Genomic DNA, 21,656 nt, shown 5'->3' on the forward strand with positions numbered 1-21,656 from the left:
CCACAGACTCGCTCCCACAGAGGGGCATGGTTTTTTCACGCCGCCGAACGCTGGTTGCGCACGGCAACCGGCCCGGCGCGCTCTTCGATGGCCCGCTTCAGTTCGCTCCTGAGTCCCAGCAGGAAACCCGCTTCCACCACCACGAACAACGGCCCGACAATCAGCCCGGTGAGGTCGTCGACGAACGCCGGTTTGCGGCCTTCGTAATAGTGGCCGACGAACTGGATCACCCAGCCCACCACGAACATCCCCAGGCCACTGCTCAACCACACCGCCGTGCTTTGTGCGGCCAGTGTCTGACCCAGCCATACCGCCAGGCCCAGCAGCACCGTCATCAGCACACCCAGGCGCACTTCCAGGCGCAGGTAGAACCAGGCACTGGCCACGGCCACCAGCAATGCCGGAGACATCAGGATCGCGCCCAGCGGCCAACCAGGTCGTGACAGCAGCACGGCGACGGCGACGAAAATCAGCGGAATACCGATGAAATGGCTGGCGATATTGCGCGGATCACGGTGGTACGCCGCATATTGACTGAGATGATCGACGAGGCTTTTCATTGTTGTTCCTCCTGAGGTGATGCCTGCATGATGCCCGGGTTCCACATGATGTTCTGTCAGCTAGCCGACACTTGTCCTGGAGTCTCCATGAACGCGCATCCCTGGCACTCGCACCTGATGGCCGGTCACTGGTACAGCCATTTGCCTGTTGAGTTACAGAATAGTCTGCTGGGCATGGCGCGGGTGCGCTGCCTGCCAGCGGGGCACCGGTTGTTCCAGCGCGGCGATCCACCCTGTGGGCTGTATGCCGTACTGGAAGGGGCGGTGCGCGTCGGTGCGGTGAACGAACAGGGTAAGGAGGCGTTGCTGAGCGTGGTGGAGGCACCTCACTGGTTCGGTGAAATCTGCCTGTTCGATGGCCAGCCACGAACCCATGATGCGGTTGTGGTGGGTCAATGTACGCTGCTGCACGTGCCCCAGGCGCCGTTGCTGGCCTTCCTGCAAGCGCAACCGGTCTACTGGCGGCATCTGGCATTGTTGATGAGTCACAAACTGCGCCTGACCTTCATCAACCTCGAACACCTGAGCCTGATGCCCGCCCCGGCCCGCGTGGCCCACCGCCTGCTGATGATCGCCGAAGGCTACGGCGAAATCGAACCGGCGCGCCGAGTTCTGCAACTGCCCCAGGAGCAGTTGGCATTGATGCTCTCGCTGTCCCGCCAGACCACCAACCAGATCCTCAAGGACCTGCAAGCCCAGGGCATTCTCCACTTGGGCTATGGCGAGATCGAAATCCTCGACATCGAGCGATTGCGGGCGTTGACCACAATCTGAACCTGCCCTGGACCCTGTGGGAGCGAGCTTGCTCGCGAAGGCGACAGGTCAGTCGACATCAATATGGACTGATATACCGCCATCGCGAGCAAGCTCGCTCCCACAGGGGGTTTGTGTTGTCGCAGATATTGCGGTCACACCGTTCCCAATGTGGGAGCTTGCTCGCGATAGGGCCAGCCCAGCCAACGCAAATCCCTAGCGCAACCCATCCCGAAACTGCCCCGGCGTCATCCCGGTCCAGCGCTTGAAGGCGCGGCTGAAGCTGCTGGTATCGGCGAAGCCCAGCAGGTAGCTGACTTCGCTCAGCGAGCATTGGGGATCGCGCAGGTGCAGCAGCGCCAGGTTTTCCCGGCATTCGTTGAGCAGTGCGTCGAAGCGGCAGCCTTCGTCGGCCAGATGCCGTTGCAGGCTGCGCAGGCTCAGGTGCATGGCCTGGGCGATGCGTTCGGCGCTGGGCTCGCCTTCGGGCAGTTGGGCCTCGATGGCCGCACGCACCTTGCGCTCCCAGGTCATAGGCTTGAGCTGTGCGAGGGTGCGTTCGAGCACCGTTTCATTGTGCTCGGCCAGTTCGGGGTTGGCGTCGTCCAGGTGGCTGTCGAAGTCGCTGAGGTTGAACTCCAGGCAATCCTGGGCGGCGCCGAAATGCACCGGCGAGCGAAACACTTTGTGCCATGGGCTGGGGTCCGCCGGTTCCGGGCGGCGCAGGTACACCGCCAGTGGTGCGTAATCACGGCCGAGGCGGTTGCGACAGGTGCGCACGTAAATCGCCGCGAACGCATCGATGGCTTCAAAGGCCGGTGCCGGACTGCCCTGGGGCACATCGAGATTGAAGCGGTAGCGGTCTTCGCCGCGGCTCAGTTGCAGGGTCAGTGCATCGCTGACCACCGGGTGATAGCGCACGATCCGCTCGAACACTTCCCGCAGGCTGCCGCTGGCCACCAGGGCATAACCCAGTGCGTGAAACGTGGTGGGGCTGACGAAGCGCGACACCCGCAGGCCGATGGCCGGGTCGCCGCTGGCCTGCACGGCCAATGTCCACAGGCGCGTGGTGGCCGAGAGCGGGTAACGGGCGTTCGGGTCGTCCATCCATTGCGGGTCGAGACCCGCCTCGACGCACAGGGCATGGCTGTCCAGGCCCAATGCATCGAGCTGCTTGCGCAGGGCGCGGGTCCAACTGGCGAGGGAGGTCGGTTCCGTCATGACGATTGGCGCTTGCAGTCAACAGGTTGGCGTTTACGGCTACCACCCCATGGGACAACGCCCGGCAGGATGAGCACATCTCTAATAGAGGATGTAAGCCATGCACGGCACTTGCGCAAGCCCCGAGCGATTGAATGCACAACAACGAGCGGCCCATATTCGCCAGGTGGTCCTGGCCCGGGGCGAGGAGTTGCGCCAGTGTTATCCGATCCTGCGCCACCAGGATGCGTTGGGCGCGGGCATCCTGGCACTGGCCCTGGCTGGGATGATCGGTTCGGCGCTGCTCTACATCAACGGTTACCTGGCCGGGTGGGCGTGCCTGTTGCTCAACGGGTTTTTCGCGTCCCTGACCCACGAGCTGGAACACGACCTGATCCACAGCATGTATTTCCGCAAGCAGCGCCTGCCCCACAACCTGATGATGGGGCTGGTGTGGCTGGCGCGGCCGAGCACGATCAACCCGTGGATCCGTCGCCACCTGCACCTCAACCATCACAAGGTGTCCGGCAGCGAGGCCGACATGGAGGAGCGGGCGATCACCAACGGTGAACCCTGGGGGCTGGCGCGGTTGCTGATGGTGGGCGACAACGTGATGTCGGCCTTCATCCGCCTGCTGCGGGCCAAGACCTGGGTGCACAAGCGCAGCATCCTCAAGCGCACGCTGAAGGTTTATTTCCCGCTGGCGTTGCTGCACTGGGGCGCCTGGTATGTGTTCCTCGGTTTCCACGGGGCCAACGGTGTCGCCAGTCTGCTGGGGACGTCAATTGACTGGTCGGCCACCACGCTGGCGACGATGCAGGTGATCGACATCGCGGCGGTGGTGATCATCGGGCCGAATGTGTTGCGCACCTTCTGCCTGCATTTCGTCAGTTCGAACATGCACTATTACGGCGACATCGAGCCGGGCAACGTCATCCAGCAAACCCAGGTGCTCAATCCCTGGTGGTTGTGGCCGTTGCAGGCGTTCTGCTTCAACTTCGGCAGCAGCCATGGGATTCATCATTTCGTGGTGAAGGAACCGTTCTACATTCGCCAACTGACGGTGCCGGTGGCTCACAAGGTGATGCGGGAGATGGGCGTGCGGTTCAATGACTTCGGCACGTTCGGGCGGGCGAATCGGTTTGTGCGGGAAGAGGCTGTGGTGCGGGAGGAGATGGGTACGGCTCGAGTTTGAGACGCACCACTCCAAGGACAAACACACAACCTGTGGCGAGGGGATTTATCCCCGCTGGGCTGCGCAGCAGCCCCTTTGACCTGCCGCCGCGTAGTGTCAGGCCTGATCACATCCACCCTTTTGGGGCCGCTTCGCGGCCCAGCGGGGATAAATCCCCTCGCCACAGGTGCATGCCTGGCCTGAAGAATGAGTTAGAACTGGTAACTCACCGTCGCCGCCACATTGCGCTCTTCGCCCATGTAGCAATAGCTCAGGCTCGCGCACGAGGCGACGTAGCTTTCGTTCGTCAGGTTGTTCGCGTTCAGGCGCACGTCCACGCCCTTCAAGCCGACCTTGCCCAGGTCATACCCCACTGAGGCATCGAACAACGTGTAGGACGGCACCTTCATGGTGTTCTCCGCATCGGCCCAGCTATAGCCGACATAGCGCACGCCGCCACCCAGGCGCAGGCCATCGAGGGCACCGCTGTCGAACTTGTAGTCCGCCCAGACCGAGGCCATGTGGCGAGGGGCCTGGGTCGGTGAGTTGCCCTTGTTTTCGATGATGTCGGTGGGGGTGCTGAGGGTGCTGACCATCGATTTCGAATATTCGATGTCGGTGAAGGTGTAGCTGCCCAGCACTTTGAATTGTTCGGTCAACTGCAGGTGCGCTTCCAGCTCCAGGCCCTGGGAGCGCACGGCACCGATGGCGCGGTAGAAGTTGTCCTGGGGCAGTTTGGTCGCCAGGTTTTCCTGGTCGATACGGAACAGCGAGGCGGTGTACAAATCATCCGTGCCCGGCGGCTGATACTTCAACCCCAGTTCCCATTGTTTGCCATCGGTCGGCGGCAGCGGGTTGCCGGCGCTGTCGGCATAGGAGTTCGGGTTGAACGACTCGGAGTAGCTGATGTACGGCGCCAGGCCATTGTCGAACAGGTACAGCGCCCCGGCACGGCCAGTGAGCTTGGTGCGTTTGTCGTTGATCTCGGTGCCTTCCGGACGACCGAACTCAGCGATGCGGTTCTCATCCGAGGTTTGCACCCAGTCTTGGCGCAGGCCGAGGGAGAAGCGCCACTTGTCCATTTCGATCAGGTCTTGCAGGTAGACGCCGGTCTGCTCCAGGCGCCGCAGGTAGCTGGTGGGGCTGAAGTAGGTGATGGCCGAGTTGCCGTAGACCGGGTCGAAGGCGTTGATCGGCGCCAGGCTGCCGCTGGTCCAGTCGACCACGGTTTTGCGTCGCTGGTAGTCGGCGCCCATCAGTACGGTGTGCTTGGTCGCGCCAGTGAAGAATTCGGCTTGCAGCATGTTGTCGACAATGAAGGAATGGAGCTTTTCTTCGGCGCCGGTGTAGTAGCGGTTCAGCTCGTTGCTGGTGGGTGTGGTCCAGTCGTAGGCATAGACCTGATCGTTCTTGACCTCGGAATCCAGGTAACGGAAGTTCTGCCGGGCGGTGAAGACATCGTTGAAGCGGTGTTCGAATTGGTAGCCGAACGACTGCTGGTCACGCTCATAGCGGTCGATGCCGGGTTCGCCTTCGAAGAAGTGCTCGGAAATCCGTCGACCGTTGCGCTGATGCAAGGTGCCGTCGGCCGGCATGCCACCGTGGTAGCCGCCGTCGGGGTCATGCTGCAGGTAGGCTTGCAGGGTCAGCGAGGTGTCCTCGCTGAAGTCGATGTTCACCGTGGGGGCGAGGGCGAAGCGTTTTTCCTTGTTGTGGTCGAACTGGGTGTCGGAGCTGTCCGCCAGGCCGATCAGGCGATAGGTGATGCGCTTTTCATCATCCACCGGGCCGCTGAAGTCGAAGCCCATGCCGCGCTGGCCCTGGGTGCCGACCGTGGCCTGGATCTGGTGATAGGCCTCGTACAGCGGCTTCTTGCTGGTCAGCGCCACCAGGCCGCCCGGTGAACTGCGGCCGTAGAGCACCGAGGACGGGCCCTTGAGAATGTCGACCCGCTCGAGGAAGTACGGATCGACCTGCATGGAGCTGTAGGTGCCGCTGTCGCCCATGGACTTGAGGCCGTCGAGGTAGATGTTATCCACCGAGCCGTCGTTGAAGCCGCGCATCGCCACATAGTCGTAGCGGTGGGTGGCGCCGTAGGGGTTGGTCAGCACGCCGGGGGTGTAGCGCATGGCCTGGGATACGGTTTGCGCGCCCTGGTCATCCATTTGTTCGCGGGTGACCACCGACACGCTCTGGGAGGTTTCCCGCAGGGCGGTACTGGTCTTGGTGGCGACCTGGCTATGGGTGGCGTTGTAGCCTTCCATGCTGCCCAAGGCGTTACCCAGGGCGAAGCCCTTGATGTCGGTGGTCGGCAATTCCAGTGTGCTGCCAGCGGTCTCGGTTTGCAGCACGTAGCTGCTGCCATCCTGGCTGACGGCAACCAGTCCTGAGCCGCTGAGCAACTGGCTCAGGGCCTGGTCGGGCGAATACTCGCCCTTGAGCCCCGGGGACTGGACGCCGCCGGTTTGCGCCGGGGTGCTTGCCAGGGTGATCCCGGCCTGGCGGGCGAACTGGTTCAACACATCGCTCAATGGGCCGGGGGCAATGTTGTAGCTCTGACGGCTGGCGGTGACGCCGTTTGGTGCGGCCACCGCGAGCATCGGCACGACGCTGACCCCCAGCGCCGTGGAGAACAGCGCGGCGTGAATCGCCTGGCGCAACAGGCCCGGTTGCGAAGAGAAGCCGAAGGGGTTCTTGAGAGGTACGCGCTCAGTCATTGTAGGTTCCGTAGGAGTCGCTGAAGGCAGATAAGGGGTGCTTACTGTCCTAGCCGGACGCCGGCCTGAAACCCGCCAAAAAAAAATCAAGCCAGGCGTTCCACCGTGATCCACCAACGGGTTCGATAGCGCAGTTGTACCGGGAGCGTGCGGGGCAGGACGGCCAGCAATTTGTCGGTGTCCTCCAAGCGGAACACCCCCGACAGGCGCAGGTCGGCGATCGACGCCGCGCAGTGCAGATAGCCCGGGCGGTAGCGTCCTACTTCATTGAGGAAGTCTTCCAGGCGCATGTTGCGTGTGACGATCAAACCGTCGGCCCAGGCGCCTGCATCCATGTCCAGCGGCGGTGCCAGGGCCGCTGTCGATGCAGTGATCAGATAGCTTTGCCCGGCCTCGACCTGGATGGGCGTGCCATCGCTGTTGGGGTGCGAACGGATGACGACTTGTCCGCTGGTGACGCTCAAGCGCGTGCAGTCGCTGTCCTGGCGCACGACGAAGCGCCCCTCCAGCCCTTCGAACAGGCCATGCCGGCTTTTCACCAGCAGCGGCCGCCCCGGGTCGCGGCCACAGGTGACCATGATTTCACCGCGGGCCAGGGTAATCAGGCGCTGCCGGGCGCTGAAGTCCAGGTTGGCGGCGCTGTGGGTATTGAGTTCGAGCCGCGTGCCGTCCGGCAACTGGAAACCTCGGCGTTCACCGGTGGCGGTGGCGAAATCGGCATTCCACGCTTGCCAGCCCAGGTCCTTGCCCAGCCATGCCGCGCCGCTCACCACGGCGATGCCCGACAGCAACTTCAGGGCCTGGCGACGACTGAGGCGTTGGGCACTGTTCTCCAGGGTGTCCAGGGCGACATGGGCACCGGGCACCGCCCGCAGGTTCGAGGTCAATTCGCTGTGCAGCGATTGCACCCGTTGCCAGGCCAGTTCGTGTTCAGGGTGGGCGGCGCGCCAGGTGTCGCACTGTTGGCGCAGGGTCGGGTGAGCGGTGTGATTGCGCAGGCGCAGCAGCCAGTTGATCGCCTGCCTGACCACCTGTTGCGACGGGCCTTTGCGGCGGCTCTGCAAGTGATCCGCCGGCTCAGCTTTCATAGCGCAACACATAGCAGTGGTACAGCGCATCGGCGACGTAGCGCTCCACCGAGCGCAACGAAATGCCCATCTGTTCGGCGATCTGCTTGTACGTCAGGCCTTCGCACTGGGCCAACAGAAAGGCCCTGCGCACTTTCGGCTTGAGGCCTTCGAGCATCCTGGCAATGGCTTCGAGCAGTTCCAGGATCAAGGCCTGGGCTTCAGCGCCAGGGGTTTGGGCTGGCGGCAGGTGAGCGATGGTTTCCAGGTAGGCGCGTTCGATTTCCGCTCGCCGCCAATGGTCGATCACCAGGCCTTGGGCGATGGTGCGCAAAAAGGCGCGTGGGGTACTAAGCTCCAGGCGTTCGCTTCGCTGCAACAGGCGCACGAAGGTGTCCTGGGCCAGGTCCGCTGCGTCGGCGGCATTGCCCAGCCGGGTGCGCAGCCACGTATTGAGCCAGCCGTGATGCCGGCTGTAGAGCGCCTGTACTGCAAACTCGGGAGATGACATGGACGCGACGGCCTGGATGCTACAAATGATAATAGGTCGCATTGTCATCATCGCCTGGCGAATTTGCAACCACCGTTCGCCCGCCTTGTCCTCCCGTCGCCTATTTCTTCGAATCCCTAATTATTTGTACAGGCTTGCCGACAGACTGATATGCGTGCACCAAAGTGGAGCGAAGTGACAACCGCCCGCGCTGTTATATGGAACGTTGCAATCTGGAATGCACCCCCACTCCTTGCATAAGAAGCCCCATCGATGAATCTAAAGTTCAGCCACAAAATCCTTCTCGCCGCCTCTGGTGTGGTGGTTCTGGCTTTTGCCCTGTTCACGCTCTACAACGATTATTTGCAGCGCAACACCATTGGCAGCAGCCTTGAGTCGTCCATCGAGCAATCCGGCGACCTGACGGCCAGCAGCATCCAGAACTGGATGAGTGGCCGGATACTGGTGTTGGAAAACCTGGCGCAAAACATCGCGCATCAGGGGGCCACTGCCGATTTGCCAGGGCTGGTCGACCAACCGGCGCTGACGTCGAATTTCCAGTTCACTTATGTAGGCCAGGCCAACGGTGTCTTCACCCAACGGCCTGACGCAAAAATGCCTGACGGCTACGACCCGCGTCAGCGCCCTTGGTACAAACAGGCGGTGACCGCCGATAAAACCATGCTGACCCCGCCTTATCTGGCGGCGGTGGGTGGCCTGGTGGTGACCGTTGCCCTGCCGGTGAAGCACAACGGCGAACTGCTCGGCGTGGTGGGCGGCGACTTGAGCCTGGAAACCCTGGTGAAAATCATCAACTCCGTGGACTTCGGTGGTATCGGCCATGCGTTCCTGGTGAGCGGCGACGGTCAGGTGATCGTCAGCCCGGATAAAGACCAAGTGATGAAGAACCTCAAGGACATCTACCCCGGCACCCCGGTGCGCATTGGCAAGGGTATCCAGGAGGTTGAGCTGAATGGGAAGGACCGCATTCTTTCGTTCACCCAGGTGGCGGGCCTGCCGAATGCCGAGTGGTACATCGGTCTGTCGATCGACAAGGCCAAGGCCTATGCGCCGTTGAGCCAGTTCCGTACGTCGGCGTTGATCGCGATGTTCGTCGCGGTGGCGGCCATTGCGTTGCTGCTGAGCATGCTGATCCAGGTATTGATGCGCCCGTTGACCACCATGGGTCGCGCCATGCAGGACATCGCCCAGGGCGAAGGCGATCTGACCCGCCGCCTGGTGGTGCAGGGCAAGGATGAGTTCGCGGTGCTGGGTGGTTCGTTCAACCAGTTCGTGGAGCGGATTCATGCGTCGATCTCGGAAGTGTCTTCCGCTACCCGTCAGGTGCATGACCTGTCGCAGCGGGTGATGACCTCGTCCAACGCTTCGCTCGTCGGCTCGGATGAGCAGAGTGCGCGCACCAACAGCGTGGCCGCGGCCATCAACCAGTTGGGCGCCGCGACCCAGGAAATCGCGCGCAATGCCGCCGATGCCTCGCAGCATGCCAGCGGTGCCAGCGAACAGGCCGATGACGGTCGCCAGGTGGTGGAAAAAACCATCCAGGCCATGACCGAGCTGTCGCAGAAGATCAGCCTCTCGTGCACCCAGATCGAAACCCTGAACGCCAGCACCGACAACATCGGGCACATCCTGGACGTGATCAAGGGCATCTCCCAGCAAACCAACCTGCTGGCCTTGAACGCTGCCATCGAAGCGGCCCGTGCCGGTGAAGCCGGCCGCGGTTTTGCGGTGGTGGCCGATGAAGTGCGCAACCTGGCGCACCGTACCCAGGAGTCGGCGGAAGAAATCCACAAGATGATCACCTCGCTGCAAGTCGGCTCCCGTGAAGCGGTCACCACGATGAACGCCAGCCAGACCTCCAGCGAAGAAAGCGTGGAAGTGGCCAACCAGGCCGGCCTGCGGTTGGTCAGCGTGACGCAGCGCATTGGTGAGATCGACGGCATGAACCAGTCGGTGGCCGCCGCGACCGAAGAACAGACCGCCGTGGTCGAAACCCTCAACATGGACGTCAGCCACATCAACCTGCTGAACCAGCAAAGCGTGGCCAACCTCAATGAAACTCTGAAGGATTGCGATGCCTTGTCCCAACAGGCCAATCGACTGAAGCAACTGGTGGACAGCTTCAAGATCTGACCCCAGCCGCAAGCCGAGCCACCGCCATCACCGATACAGGTCCACCGCCATCGCGAGCAAGCTCGCTCCCACAGGGGATTGTTGGTGAGCCTGGGTCTTGAGTTCACGCCAACTCAATGTGGGAGCCGAGCTTGCTCGCGATGACGGCTGCCCAGCTGGCATCATCGCCAACAGATCCACCGCCATCGCGAACAAGCTCGGCTCCCACACTGGAATGAGTGGTGGACACAAACCCTGTCTCCACCCGAGAACCCCTGTGGGAGCCGAGCTTGCTCGCGATGACGGCTGCCCAGCTGGCATCATCGCCAACAGACCCACCGCCATCGCGAGCAAGCTCGGCTCCCACACTGGAATGAGTGGTGGACACAAACCCTGTCTCCACCCGAGAACCCTTGTGGGAGCGAGCTTGCTCGCGATGGCGTCGGTACAGCCACCATCACCGCCAACAGACCCGCCGCTTTCGCGAGCAAGCTCGCTCCCACAGGGGGCTAGTGCCTACTTGAACATCTCCTGCACATTCCCCATCGCCTCATCGGCGAAGCCCTGGAGGAAATCCCTGAAGCCCGACGGGGTGTGGGCGTCGGTGTGGTCGGCGATGATGGTCCAGGTGGCGCGGCATCGGTTGTCCGCCAGGGGGGCGACGCGCATGGCCGCCCACAGGTTGTCGATGCCCAGGGTGTTGTAGATCAGCGTCCAGGTCATGTGCATGGCCTGGTCGTCACGGCTGTTGAGCTGTTCCACCACCAGGTTCTGCCCATCGCGGAAGAATTTCTTGCGCAGGGACCTCACGCCTTCGCCGGTCATTTCGATGTGCTCCAAGGCCGGGATGAAGCGGTTGAATCCGCCAAAATCACCCACCACGTCCCAGACGCGCGCCGCGTCGGCCGTGACCTCCACCGAGGTTTCGACCTGGCAGGCGTGGGGGTTTTTGATCAGGGTGTCGGGTTGCAATGCACTCATGGTCTTGCTCCTTGCTTTGGGTTGAGGGTGTTTCAAATGAAGTCGATGGCCTTGAGGTAGTCGGCGCCGCGACGTAGCAGGGCCGGGGACTTTTCCGGATAGCTGGCGCCCATCTGCCGCACGCCGGCGCGGGCGTTGTCGTGGCTGATCAGCGAGATGTCGCCGATGTCTTCCTCGAAGCCGTTGAGGTAGAAACCCAGCACGCCAAACAACGCATTGTCGGCATCGACCCGCGCCAGTTGCCGTTGCCACTCGGCGACGCTCACCAGCGAAAATTCCCGGCCGCTGTCGCGGAACGACGCGACGTAAGCGTCCCAGCTCAAAGGCTGCGGGTTGTGCAGGTTGAACACCGCTTGGGTGGGCTGGTAGCGGCTGGCGTGGAAGGCGATGAAGCGGGCCAGGAAATCCACCGGCATCAGGTCGAAATTGAGTGACAGGTCTGGCACCTGGCCGAGCTGGATCGAGCCCTTGAGCATCAGCATCAAGCGATTCTTGTGGGGCTGGCAGACCCCGGTCAGGCTGTTGAAGCTGATGTTGCCGGGGCGGAACAGGTTGACCCACACCCCGCGATCGCGGGCCCGTTGCAGGATCCGTTCGCCGACCCATTTGGACAGGTTGTAGCCGTTCTTGATGTAGATCGGCGGCGTCTCGGCGGCAGGCTGTTCCAGCACCTGGCCATCGGCATCCAAAGCACTGGAGGCGGACAGCGTGGAGACGAAATTGAAGATTTTCTTGCTGCGCCCTTCACACAGGCGCAGGCACTCGAAAATCGGCTCGACGTTGTCCCGTGCCAACGACGCGTAGTCGAGTACATGGTTGACGTGGGCGGCGTTGTGCACCAGCGCGCCGAACGTGCTATCGATGCGGGCGTAGACGTCGTCCGGCAAACCCAATTGCGGTTGAGTGATGTCGGCGGCGTACACGCTGACGCGGTCCAGGTCCAGGTGGGTCAGGTGATTGTCCCGCAGGGCCTGGGAGAAACGTTCGGCCGCGCTGTGTTCGGCGCTCCCGCGCACCAGGCACGCGACTTCCGTGGCGCCCCAGGCCAGCAGCGCTTCGACGATGTGCACGCCGAGAAAGCTGTTGGCGCCGGTCACCACCACCTTGTGCACATCGCCGCACTGGCTGATGGGCAGCGGATCGAGGTTGAGCTCGGCCTCGGCATCGATGAAGGCCTGGGGGCTGAGAGTCGATGCGCTGCTGTGCTCCGGGTCGTCCAGCAACTTCGCCAAGGTCGTCAGCGTCGGCGCTTCGATGAAGCGGTTGATCGACAGGCTACGGCCGAACACCTGGCGGATGCTCAGCAGCAGGCGCGACAGCAGGATCGAGTGCCCGCCAAGGTTGAAGAAGCTCTCGTCGGTGGCGATGTCGTCGACCGGCAATTCAAGCAGCTCGGCCCACAGTTGCTGCAGTTGTGTTTCCAGGGCGTTCTGCGGTTGGCGCCGTTGGCCGTCGACGTGCACCTGCACCGCCATGGCGAGCAATGCCCGGCGATCGACCTTGCCGTTGCTGGTGTAGGGCAGGCTGGGCAATTCGACGTAGGCCGCCGGGTGCATGTAGCTGGGCAAGCTGTTCTGCACGTGCTCGCGCAGCGCCTGGAGGGCTGCGCCGGGGGGCGTCTGTTCGGAGTGAACCAGGAACGCCAGGATCCGCCGCTTTTCATCGACCCCCACCGCCACCTGGCGAAACAGCTGGCTGTCGCGCAGGCAGTGCTCGATTTCCTCGGGCTCGACCCGAAAACCGCGGATCTTCACCTGGTTATCGCGGCGGCCACACAGTTCGATGCCGTTGTCGGTCCACTGGCCGATATCGCCGGTGCGATAGACCCGCAGCGCTTGCCCGGTGGGCAGCGCCAGGTCGAGGTAACGCGTCGCGGTCAGCGCCGGGTCGTTCAGATAGCCGAGGCCGACGCCCGGGCCGGCGATGTACAACTCGCCGGGGACACCTTGGGGAACCGGTTGCAACTGTTCGTCCAGGATCAGGACCCGGCCATTGGCGATGGGCACGCCGAGGTTGCGGTTGTTGTCGCCGACACCGAACTGGCGTGTGGTCGCCAGCACCGTGGTTTCGGTCGGGCCGTAGATGTTGTGGAACCGGCATTGGGGCGCGAGCTGTTCGATCACGAACGGCTCGCAGACATCGCCACCGGTGATCAGGTGCGTCAGGCCCAGCGGCGCATCCAGGGGCATGACGCTCAGCAGCGCAGGCGGCAGAAAGGCGTGGCTGACGTGTTGCTGGTGAATCAACGCGACCAATTGCTGCGGGTCGCGGCGCTGGTCTTCGCTGGGCACCACCAGCAGGGCGCCGTGGATGAAGGTCGGCAGGATATCCAGCAGCGACGCGTCAAAGTTGATGGTGGAAAACTGCAACGCCCGGCTGTCGCGCTGCAACCCGACGTAGTCGCCGTACCAGGCACAGAAATGGCTGAGATTGCGGTGGCTGAGCAACACACCTTTGGGCTGGCCGGTGGTGCCGGAGGTGTAGATCGCCACGGCCGGCTCGTCGATGTTCACCACGCGCCGGATCAGCGAGGCCGGGATGCCCGGTTTGAGCGCAGGCAGTTGATGGACATTCAGCGTTGGCAGCGAGAGATCGCCGAGGTCGCTGTTGCCGTCGTGCAGCAGCAGGTCCGCCTGGGCATTCTCCAGGATAAAGCGTCGACGTTGCGCCGGGTGTTGCGGGTCCAGCGGCAGGTACACCGCGCCGCAACCCAGCACCGCGAGGATCGCCGCGTATAGGTGTGCGGATTTGGGCAGGCACACACCGATCACCTTGTGGGAGGAAGACCTGTGGGAGGAAGGCTTGCCCCCGATGAACGCTGACGCGGTTTGGTTGAGAACTTCGGTGTCTTCATCGCGGGCAAGCCTTGCTCCCACAGGTTCAGTGCTCTCTGCCCCCACAGGTTCAGCTCTCCCTGCTCCTACAGGTCCGGCGCTTTGCAGTGTTTCCAGCATCGGCTGTTGCATCCCCAGCGCTAGGCGGCGCAAGGATTTGTAGTCGATGAATTGCTCATCGACCCACAAGGCCGGTTGCGTGGCGTCATCGAGCAGGCGCTGTTCGATGCTGTGCATCACCGGCACGTCGGCGGCGGCCAGCAGCCAGGGCACCGCCGGCCGATTGAGGCCGTGCTCGAAGGCCAGCGGCTCCAGCGCATCGAGCCCGAGCAGGGGCGGGTCGATAGGGTCAGCGTGGACCGTTGGCCAGTGATCGAAACAGGTTTCGTCCCGGGATAACTGGCTGACCAGCCGTGCGCCGGTCTCGACCAGCGTCGCCAGCGTACGCAGGCGCAAGGACTGGCCATTGCCATCGCGTTGCGGCGCGATCACTTCCTGGCACAACAGCCGCTGCGCACCGTCGCGGAAAACCAGCACCGGTTGCGGCAATGTCTCACCGGGCAGCGTGCACAGGGCCACGCGGATCTGGAGGCATGAACGGGCTTCAATGGCTTGCGGTGTTGTCCCGTCGTCGATCAACAGGTCGACCGCGTCGTGGCCGGCCGGCGAGTGCCGAACCACTGCGTGGCCGTGCAGTTCCAGCTCCCGGGCCAGTTCGGCCATGGCCTGGCTGATGCCAGGCACTGCAATGTCGAGGCGTCTCATCGAAAGGTCCTCATGGGGTCAGGTAATCGGCAAGGGCGTCGCGTACGCAGGGGGACGCGAGCATCGAGCTGCCGCGGAAAAAGCGCGTGATGTTGCCCACCAACGGGTGAAAGCGATTGATGGGGTACGCCAGCGCACTGGCGTCTTCACGCAACGACTGGCGTACCGATTCGTCGACGGGCAGGTGCGCGATCAGCTCGAAGTCGAACGCTTGTTGCAGGTCGCTCGCCAGGTACTGAGCGATGAAACCGGGCATCAAGTGTGCGATCGCCGCGCGATCCTCTTCGGGTGCGGTGCGCCAGTAGATCTGTACCAGTCGCGTCCAGAAACCGGAGTGCCGGCCCTCGTCGAGCAAGTGATCGGCCATCAACCCCTTTATCGAGGCCTTGACCGAATCGTCCCGGGCGAAGGCGGCCACTTCGTTGGTCACGGTGTTCTCGGCAATGGCGATGCAGATCAGCTCCACGGCGCTGAGCAAATGCTCCGGCGCTCGGGCCAGGGTCGCCGGTATGGCGCGGCTGAGTTCGATCTGCCCCGGCAACGGGATGGGATCGATGCCGGTCATGTCGATGGTCTGCTGCATGAAGTCCATCGCCACCAGCGCGTGGTAATCCTCGTCCACCACCACGGTCATCGCGTCGTAGCGGCAGGCGAACGGGAATTCGATGCCGAAGCGGTTCTTGGCGATGCGCCGGGCGGTGTGGTCCACCAGTTCGGTCTCGAAAATCACCACGTCGTTGATGAACTTGTAGAGGCTCTGCACCAGCACAAAGTCGCGCAGTTGCGCACAGTGGCTGAGGAAGGTCTGGCTGTGCACCAGCGGTTGGCGGCTCATGGGGAAGATCAGCTTGTCGTCGTCTTCGACCCGGCGCCGTGGCCGAGTACGGATCGTGGCGCGGCTCTCCCAGGCGTCGGCGAAGGATTGGTAGGGGATGGCGTTCATGGCATCACCTGCGCAACCGGTTGGGTCATGCTCTGGCGCAGGCCGTCCCACAAGGCGGTACGGCTGTGGACGGCGGCGAGTGCGGCGGCCAGGACTTCGGTTTCGCGCTGCGGGTCGCCATCGATCAGGCGTGCCAACAGTTTTTCTGCCGCCGGCCCGTGGTCTTCGGAATCGACTTCGATGTGCCGTTGCAGGTAGTAACGAAAGGTCGGTGCCTGATCCAGGCCAATGCCCCAGGCGTCCAACATGCGCTGGAACATCTGCGGGATGACACTCTCGCGACCGTGCACGAAGGCGGCGGCCACGCTGTGGGCCGGGGCGTGCAGGGCGGTGTGCAAGGTCTGGCGGACGAACCGTGCCGCCGCCGGTTCGACCTCGACACTGTCCAGCGCGGTCTCGGGGCTGACGCCTTCTTGCTGCAGGGTGATGAACTGCTCGATGGCGCGGGTATCGGCGCCGATTTCCCGCATGGCGTCCAGGTACAGTTCGAAATGGCTGCAATAGCCGGCACCCGGGCGGTCATCCGACTCTTCCCCCAGCACGATCTCATTGATCAAGCGGGCCGCGTGAGGGTCGGCCGGCGGCAGCCAGGGCAGGTGGACACAGGTGAGTTCGCGTTGCAGTCGCTTGGTCAGCGACATGAAGTCCCAGACGGCAAAGACATGGCTTTCCATAAAACGGCGCAACAGATCGATTGATGTAATCTCGGAAAAAACCGGGTGTTGGCCAAGTTCGTGTTTTTTGAGAGATAGTTGTTCTTTGGATGGCTGCATTGGAACGTCCTCATCAATGATTTTTTGTCCGGAAGGTGGCTCGTTAGTTAGTGAAGACGAGCGGGTGCCTGAACCGAAATCCATGAATTGCCAAAGTGGCTTAGGTATTCTCTTTTAATCGTGCTTCCGGCTTGCGATGCCCTGATTTGCTTGGGTTTTAGCAAGTTGGAAGGACCGCCAGTAACGCGGCGAATAAAAAACTAATACACGGAACAAGTAAGCGGCAAGTACTTTTTTAATTATTTAAAGTGGGTGTTTTATTGGGCGCGAAGAGGGCTTTTAAAACTTTTAATATAAGTTTTATTGAGGCGAAGAAGCTCCTTCCGATTTAGGAGTATCAGAATCGAATAGTTCGAGTGAATGCCTCACTCGGAGCACTTCAGGGATCGGGGAATAAGGAAGTTTTATGTTATGGGCAGGACGTCGGTCGGACATCCGATCATCCCGCCGGTTGGACGACGCTCCTTGCGTATTGGCTTCGATTCGCCTGGCCTCAGCCAGGCGTTGACTTCTTCAGGTCTGTTTTGAATCGACAAGCGCAAGAGTGAGCCCAAATCGATGGCAGTGCCATTGAACTGATGGGGCGACGAGCCGCGGCCACGGCCAGGCCGCGCCGCGCTGGCGACAAATGAGTCGGAAGGATATGTAAGAAATTTTTACGCCGGACGGAGCGCCGACGTGGGATCACAGCTTCGACGACTGTTCCAAGTACCGGCGCATGGTGACAGAGGCTTTTTCCAGGTGCAGTTCCAGCAACACGATCGCGTTATCGATGTCTTTGGCCCGTGCGGCCTCGAGCAGCGCGCGATGATCGTCCTGGCTCAACTTGCCCAGGCCCATGGACGACAGATGAAAGCGCAGGAAGCGCTCTTCTTCATTGAGCTCGCGCTCGATCAGGTCCAGCAGCTTGCCGTTGGGTGCCTTGTGATAAAGCGACATGTGGAACAGCCGGTTGAGCTTGCCGATCTCGGCGTGCTCGGTTTCCGTTTCCAGTTGTTCGATGTATTGGGCGGCCAGTTCCAGGTCGCTGTCATCGAGCAAGGGGATGGACAGGCGCAAGGCGAAAGACTCCAGGACCGAACGCAGGGCGTAGGTTTCTACCGCATTGTTGGTGATCAACGGCGCCACGACGGCGCCCTTGTGCTGAACCACATTGAGCAGCGACTGCGCTTCGAGCTGGCGCAACGCCTCGCGCACCGGCATGCGGCTCACGCCGAACAGGTCGGCCAGCTCCTGCTGGCGCAGGGCGGTACCGCAAGGCAAGCGTCCATCAAGGATGGCCTCGCGCAGAGACTCTTCGATGATCGAGCGTGCCTGGTCAGCGGGAATGGGACCGTTGATCTGGATAGTGCTAAGCGGTTTGGGCTTCTGTGTCACGACAACGCACCCTGATTGGTAGTAAAAATTGGATCCAGGCTCACGTTAGTCACAGGTTGGCGAGCCGTCAAAGTCTCTCGTCCGGAGGTTCCTGAACTAAAGTTTAGTCTGCCTGCGGTGATTGCACCTTGCCATTGTCTTTTAGTGGGCCAGGCGTCACCATCCAACGAATTTCCAACGACCCTTTTCGGACGTATTTCCCTTGGCTGCACCGTTCCCTGTCCTCAGGTCCTTGCGCTGGCTGTGTTCGGCATTGTTGCTGGCCGGCCTGATGCTGGGCGGCCTGCAGGCCGACTGGGACTTTGCGCAGATCAGCCGGCGGGCGCAAGCGTTATATGGTCCGCTGGGGGAAGGACAGCAACGGATCGACGCGTGGCAGCAATTGCTGGCGACCCAGAAACAGATCCCGGAACTGGAACAGCTCAAGGTGGTGAACCTGTTTTTCAACAAACAGGTGCGCTACGTGGAAGACATCGACCTGTGGCGTGAAGTCGACTATTGGGAAACGCCGATCCAGGCCCTGTGGAAGGGCGCCGGCGATTGTGAAGACTACGCCATCGCCAAGTATTTCAGCCTGCGCCATCTCGGGGTGTCCAGTGACAAGCTGCGCATCACTTACGTCAAGGCCTTGCGGCAGAACCGTGCCCACATGGTGCTCACCTATTACGCCACCCCCGAGGCGATGCCGCTGGTACTCGACAGCCTGATCGACGGGATCCTGCCGGCCAGCCAGCGAACCGACTTGCTCCCGGTCTACTCTTTCAATGCCGAAGGGCTGTGGCTGCCGGGCGCCAAGGGCAACAAGAAAGTGGGTGACACCAAGCGCCTGTCCCGGTGGCAGGATGTGTTGAAAAAAATGCAGGCCGAAGGTTTTCCGGTCGAGACGACTAACTAGGAGCGCGCGCTCAGATGTCCTTGTTCAAACAGCTGTTGATCGCTATCTGTCTGTTCCTGGTGGTTGCCTTCAGCGGCAGCTTCATGGTCAGCCTGGAGAGCTCGCGGGCCCAGTACGTCAACCAGTTGCGCTCCCATGCCCAGGACGCGGCCACGGCGCTGGCGCTCTCGCTGACGCCGAACATCGACGATCCGGCGATGGTGGAACTGATGGTCAGTTCGATCTTCGACAGCGGCTACTACGCCAGCATCCGCGTGGTCGACGTGGCCACCGACAAGATCCTGGTCGAGCGCACCGGCACGCCGGACGCTGGCAGCGTGCCGCAATGGTTCGTCAAGCTGATCGGCCTGGAACCGGCCGGTGGCGACGCCATCGTCAGTCGCGGCTGGGAGCAGGCGGCGCGGGTCGAAGTGATCAGCCACCCGATGTTTGCCCTCGCCAAGCTGTGGCAGAGCGCGTTGGGCAGCCTGGGTTGGCTGTTGCTGTGTGGCGCCGTGAGCGCGGTGCTGGGGGCCTTGCTGCTGCGTCGCCAGCTCAAGCCGCTGGACTACATGGTGCATCAGTCCCATGCCATTGCCCGACGTGAGTTCCTGAGCCTGCCGGAGTTGCCCCGTACGCCTGAGTTGCGGCGGGTGGTGCAGGCGATGAACCAGATGGTCGAGAAGCTCAAGGCGCTGTTCCAGGAGCAGGCCGAGCGTAGCGAGAAACTGCGGGTCGAGTCCTACCAGGACACCCTCACGGGCCTGGCCAACCGGCGCTATTTCGAAATGCAGCTCAATGCCCGGGTGAGTAACCCGGAGCAGGCCAGTTCCGGTTATCTGCTGTTGCTGCGGGTCAAGGACCTGGCCGGTTTGAACCAGCGGTTGGGCGGGCAGCGCACTGACCAGTTGTTGATAGCGGTGGGTGAGCAATTGCAGCGTGAGTGCGCCCGCTACCCGGAAACCCTCAACCTGGTCACGCGTATTCGCGGCGGCGAGTTCGCGGTGCTGGCTCCCGGGCTGGTGCGCGAGGAGGCGCTGCAACTGGCGCAGAACCTCGAAGCAGCCCTGGCGAGCCTGCATGCCACTGGCGCGACGGACGTGGCTTCGGTGGCCTCTATCGGGTTGGCGCCGTTTGTCCACGGCGACTCGCCACAAGCGGTGCTCCAGCTTGCCGACCAGGCCCTGGCCCAGGCCGAAAGCCAGGGTGAACCCGGCTGGGCCTGCCTGGACCACAGCCTGGCGGCCAGTGTCGGCGACGATCACCATGCCTGGCACACCTTGCTCGACCAGGCTTTGAGTCATCAGCGCTTCGAGCTGTACTTCCAGCCGGTGGTGGCCGCCCAGGACACCCAGGTGGTGCTGCATTACAAAGTGTTGTCGCGGCTGTTGGACGAGCAGGGCCAGACCATCCCCGCCGGGCGTTTCCTGCCCTGGCTGGAGCGTTTCGGCTGGACCGCACGCCTGGACCGTTTGATGCTCGAACAAGTGCTCAGGCAAATGGCCGGGCATGAACAGTCCCTGGCGTTGAACCTGTCTTCGGCGACCTTGGCCGATCCTCAGGCGCTGAACAAGATCTTTGAGATCCTGCGGGCCCATTCCAACCTTGGGTCGCGCTTGACCCTGGAGATTGGTGAAGAGCAATTGCCGGAGCAGGCCGTGCTGGAGCAGTTGACCCGGCGTTTGCGCGAACTTGGTTTCTCCTTGAGCCTGCAGCGTTTTGGTGGGCGCTTCAGCATGATCGGCAACTTGTCGCGGCTGGGGTTGGCTTACTTGAAAATCGATGGCAGTTATATCCGCGCCATTGATCAGGAAAGTGACAAGCGTTTGTTCATCGAGGCTATTCAGCGTGCTGCTCACAGTATCGATTTACCGTTGATTGCCGAACGGGTTGAGACGGAGGGGGAGTTGGCGGTGATTCGGGAGATGGGGTTGTTTGGGGTGCAGGGGCAGTTGGTTGGGGAGCCTCGGCGTTGGGGGTGAGGTTTGTTGACGAGGTGGCCTGGTAGCCGGCCTGGATGTTGTTGACCGAGTACATATCCGTTCTTTTCGTAACGGCGACTTATGGTTCCGCCCTTACGGCGGCTCACTTTTGAGAAGCGCAAAAGTAAGCAAAACGCTTTATGCCCCACCACTCGGCACCTCGCTTAGGCTCGGTGTGCCCTCACTCCGGCATTGCTCCGTGGGCCCGCCGCGAAGGGCCATCCATGGCCCAGCGCGGCTATCCCGGCATCCATGCCGGGATGCCCACTGCGCAATGCCTGCGTTCGGCCAGCGTGGTTAACGGGGCGCCGAGATCAACGTCCACCGCGAGGCGGCCTTATAGCCGACCTGGTTCTTGATGGGGACCGCGTTTCCCCTGTGGGAGCGGGCTTGCTCGCGAAGGCGGCGGTACATTCAGCATTGATGCAAGCAGACCCACCGCCATCGCGAGCAAGCTCGGCTCCCACGGGGCTCGGCGGTGGACGCTGATCTTGTAATCGACCAAAAACCTATGTGGGAGCGGGCTTGCTCGCGAAGACGGCGGTACATTCAGCATTGATGCAAGCAGACCCACCGCCATCGCGAGCAAGCTCGGCTCCCACAGGGATCGGGTTGTGTCATTTGAGGCTAGATCAACCCCTTCTCATCATCGTCGATCAACCGGCTCAACCCGCCCAAGGCTTCCCGGGCCTGGGTGCGGTCCATCAGCTTGGCCTGGGCCGCCGCGGGCAGGTCGGTGACGCGGATGACGCCTTTGCTGGTCAGCACCTGGATCAAGTCATCGAGTACCCGGATCATTTCCAGGTCGCTCTGCTTGAGCTGCTTGAGGCTGTTTTCCACCGCCTGGTTGGCGAACCAGTCCTGGATCTCGTGGCTGTCGGCCGGCAAGGTCTCGGTGGCTTCGGCATAAGCGGTGGCTTCTACGCGCACCAGCAGGCCTTGTGCATCGCGTTGCACATAAAACATCGGGCATCCCTCATGTATGAAGCGGCGTCATGCTGGGCAGCATAGGCCAACTGTGGGGGAGTATGAA

The 21,656-nt window shown here is 62.2% G+C and carries 16 protein-coding genes; 5 read left to right on the forward strand and 11 right to left on the reverse strand.

The features are described from left to right. Positions 1-35: 35 nt before the first annotated feature. On the reverse strand, positions 36-560 hold the full coding sequence (locus tag ACZ5M5_RS00980; RefSeq protein WP_060739758.1) for an Mpo1 family 2-hydroxy fatty acid dioxygenase: 525 nt from the start codon (positions 558-560) through the stop codon (positions 36-38). A gap of 87 nt (positions 561-647) precedes the next feature. Between ACZ5M5_RS00980 and ACZ5M5_RS00985 the strand changes: the two genes are divergently transcribed. After that, a complete protein-coding gene (locus ACZ5M5_RS00985) occupies positions 648-1,334 on the forward strand; it encodes a Crp/Fnr family transcriptional regulator (protein ID WP_060739757.1) in 687 nt (228 codons plus the stop codon). Between the two features lie 195 nt (positions 1,335-1,529). Here the strand turns inward: ACZ5M5_RS00985 and ACZ5M5_RS00990 are convergent, their stop codons facing one another. Further along, on the reverse strand, positions 1,530-2,534 hold the full coding sequence (locus ACZ5M5_RS00990) for an AraC family transcriptional regulator (protein ID WP_060739756.1): 1,005 nt from the start codon (positions 2,532-2,534) through the stop codon (positions 1,530-1,532). Positions 2,535-2,634: 100 nt separating this feature from the next. On the opposite strand from ACZ5M5_RS00990, the gene ACZ5M5_RS00995 reads away from it, so the two are divergent. Beyond that, a complete protein-coding gene (locus ACZ5M5_RS00995; RefSeq protein ID WP_464738454.1) occupies positions 2,635-3,708 on the forward strand; it encodes a fatty acid desaturase in 1,074 nt (357 codons plus the stop codon). Between the two features lie 191 nt (positions 3,709-3,899). Here ACZ5M5_RS00995 and ACZ5M5_RS01000 read toward each other — a convergent pair whose 3' ends face one another. From ACZ5M5_RS01000 to ACZ5M5_RS01010, 3 genes are all read right to left on the reverse strand, one after another. Beyond that, positions 3,900-6,404, reverse strand: coding sequence for a TonB-dependent siderophore receptor (locus ACZ5M5_RS01000; RefSeq protein WP_103309790.1), 2,505 nt, complete (start codon positions 6,402-6,404; stop codon positions 3,900-3,902). 86 nt (positions 6,405-6,490) lie between these two features. Next, positions 6,491-7,492, reverse strand: coding sequence for a FecR domain-containing protein (locus ACZ5M5_RS01005; RefSeq protein WP_464738455.1), 1,002 nt, complete (start codon positions 7,490-7,492; stop codon positions 6,491-6,493). Continuing rightward, positions 7,482-7,982: a sigma-70 family RNA polymerase sigma factor gene (locus ACZ5M5_RS01010; protein WP_060739752.1), complete on the reverse strand. Its 501-nt coding sequence runs from the start codon at positions 7,980-7,982 to the stop codon at positions 7,482-7,484. The genes ACZ5M5_RS01005 and ACZ5M5_RS01010 overlap by 11 nt, the downstream gene beginning before the upstream one ends. A 252-nt stretch (positions 7,983-8,234) precedes the next feature. Between ACZ5M5_RS01010 and ACZ5M5_RS01015 the strand changes: the two genes are divergently transcribed. Then, the gene (locus tag ACZ5M5_RS01015) at positions 8,235-10,115 is read left to right on the forward strand and encodes a methyl-accepting chemotaxis protein (protein ID WP_092204955.1); all 1,881 of its coding nucleotides are present in this window, start codon (positions 8,235-8,237) and stop codon (positions 10,113-10,115) included. A 495-nt stretch (positions 10,116-10,610) separates the two neighbouring features. Here the strand turns inward: ACZ5M5_RS01015 and ACZ5M5_RS01020 are convergent, their stop codons facing one another. From ACZ5M5_RS01020 to ACZ5M5_RS01040, 5 genes are all read right to left on the reverse strand, one after another. Further along, a complete protein-coding gene (locus tag ACZ5M5_RS01020; RefSeq protein ID WP_464738456.1) occupies positions 10,611-11,075 on the reverse strand; it encodes an SRPBCC family protein in 465 nt (154 codons plus the stop codon). A gap of 32 nt (positions 11,076-11,107) precedes the next feature. Then, the gene (locus ACZ5M5_RS01025; protein WP_464738457.1) at positions 11,108-14,674 is read right to left on the reverse strand and encodes an amino acid adenylation domain-containing protein; all 3,567 of its coding nucleotides are present in this window, start codon (positions 14,672-14,674) and stop codon (positions 11,108-11,110) included. Between the two features lie 10 nt (positions 14,675-14,684). Then, complete coding sequence (locus ACZ5M5_RS01030; RefSeq protein ID WP_060739748.1) at positions 14,685-15,617, reverse strand: diiron oxygenase; 933 nt, start codon at positions 15,615-15,617, stop codon at positions 14,685-14,687. Beyond that, a complete protein-coding gene (locus tag ACZ5M5_RS01035) occupies positions 15,614-16,390 on the reverse strand; it encodes a DUF3050 domain-containing protein (protein ID WP_060739747.1) in 777 nt (258 codons plus the stop codon). Before ACZ5M5_RS01035 ends, ACZ5M5_RS01030 begins: the two co-directional genes overlap by 4 nt. 684 nt (positions 16,391-17,074) lie before the next feature. After that, positions 17,075-17,767: a GntR family transcriptional regulator gene (locus ACZ5M5_RS01040; RefSeq protein WP_060739746.1), complete on the reverse strand. Its 693-nt coding sequence runs from the start codon at positions 17,765-17,767 to the stop codon at positions 17,075-17,077. Between the two features lie 271 nt (positions 17,768-18,038). Here ACZ5M5_RS01040 and lapG point away from each other — a divergent pair, with 271 nt between their 5' ends. Further along, on the forward strand, positions 18,039-18,662 hold the full coding sequence (gene lapG / locus ACZ5M5_RS01045) for a cysteine protease LapG (protein ID WP_371856198.1): 624 nt from the start codon (positions 18,039-18,041) through the stop codon (positions 18,660-18,662). 14 nt (positions 18,663-18,676) lie between these two features. Then, the gene (gene lapD / locus ACZ5M5_RS01050; RefSeq protein WP_464738458.1) at positions 18,677-20,623 is read left to right on the forward strand and encodes a cyclic di-GMP receptor LapD; all 1,947 of its coding nucleotides are present in this window, start codon (positions 18,677-18,679) and stop codon (positions 20,621-20,623) included. Between the two features lie 627 nt (positions 20,624-21,250). Here lapD and ACZ5M5_RS01055 read toward each other — a convergent pair. Continuing rightward, on the reverse strand, positions 21,251-21,589 hold the full coding sequence (locus ACZ5M5_RS01055; RefSeq protein ID WP_060739744.1) for a hypothetical protein: 339 nt from the start codon (positions 21,587-21,589) through the stop codon (positions 21,251-21,253). Between the last annotated feature and the right edge of the window lie 67 nt (positions 21,590-21,656).

It is taken from the genome of Pseudomonas sp. Van50 (assembly GCF_055390755.1).

Bases quoted from the DNA above. Each gene is read 5' to 3' on its own strand.
- ACZ5M5_RS00995 (WP_464738454.1), top strand. From the start codon at position 2,635: ATGCACGGCACTTGCGCAAGCCCCGAGCGATTGAATGCACAACAACGA.
- ACZ5M5_RS01030 (WP_060739748.1), bottom strand. From the start codon at position 15,617: ATGAACGCCATCCCCTACCAATCCTTCGCCGACGCCTGGGAGAGCCGC.
- ACZ5M5_RS01010 (WP_060739752.1), bottom strand. From the start codon at position 7,982: ATGTCATCTCCCGAGTTTGCAGTACAGGCGCTCTACAGCCGGCATCAC.
- ACZ5M5_RS01025 (WP_464738457.1), bottom strand. From the start codon at position 14,674: ATGAGACGCCTCGACATTGCAGTGCCTGGCATCAGCCAGGCCATGGCC.
- lapD (WP_464738458.1), top strand. From the start codon at position 18,677: ATGTCCTTGTTCAAACAGCTGTTGATCGCTATCTGTCTGTTCCTGGTG.
- ACZ5M5_RS00990 (WP_060739756.1), bottom strand. From the start codon at position 2,534: ATGACGGAACCGACCTCCCTCGCCAGTTGGACCCGCGCCCTGCGCAAG.
- ACZ5M5_RS00985 (WP_060739757.1), top strand. From the start codon at position 648: ATGAACGCGCATCCCTGGCACTCGCACCTGATGGCCGGTCACTGGTAC.
- ACZ5M5_RS01015 (WP_092204955.1), top strand. From the start codon at position 8,235: ATGAATCTAAAGTTCAGCCACAAAATCCTTCTCGCCGCCTCTGGTGTG.
- ACZ5M5_RS01055 (WP_060739744.1), bottom strand. From the start codon at position 21,589: ATGTTTTATGTGCAACGCGATGCACAAGGCCTGCTGGTGCGCGTAGAA.
- ACZ5M5_RS01035 (WP_060739747.1), bottom strand. From the start codon at position 16,390: ATGCAGCCATCCAAAGAACAACTATCTCTCAAAAAACACGAACTTGGC.
- ACZ5M5_RS01020 (WP_464738456.1), bottom strand. From the start codon at position 11,075: ATGAGTGCATTGCAACCCGACACCCTGATCAAAAACCCCCACGCCTGC.
- ACZ5M5_RS01005 (WP_464738455.1), bottom strand. From the start codon at position 7,492: ATGAAAGCTGAGCCGGCGGATCACTTGCAGAGCCGCCGCAAAGGCCCG.
- ACZ5M5_RS00980 (WP_060739758.1), bottom strand. From the start codon at position 560: ATGAAAAGCCTCGTCGATCATCTCAGTCAATATGCGGCGTACCACCGT.
- lapG (WP_371856198.1), top strand. From the start codon at position 18,039: ATGCTGGGCGGCCTGCAGGCCGACTGGGACTTTGCGCAGATCAGCCGG.
- ACZ5M5_RS01000 (WP_103309790.1), bottom strand. From the start codon at position 6,404: ATGACTGAGCGCGTACCTCTCAAGAACCCCTTCGGCTTCTCTTCGCAA.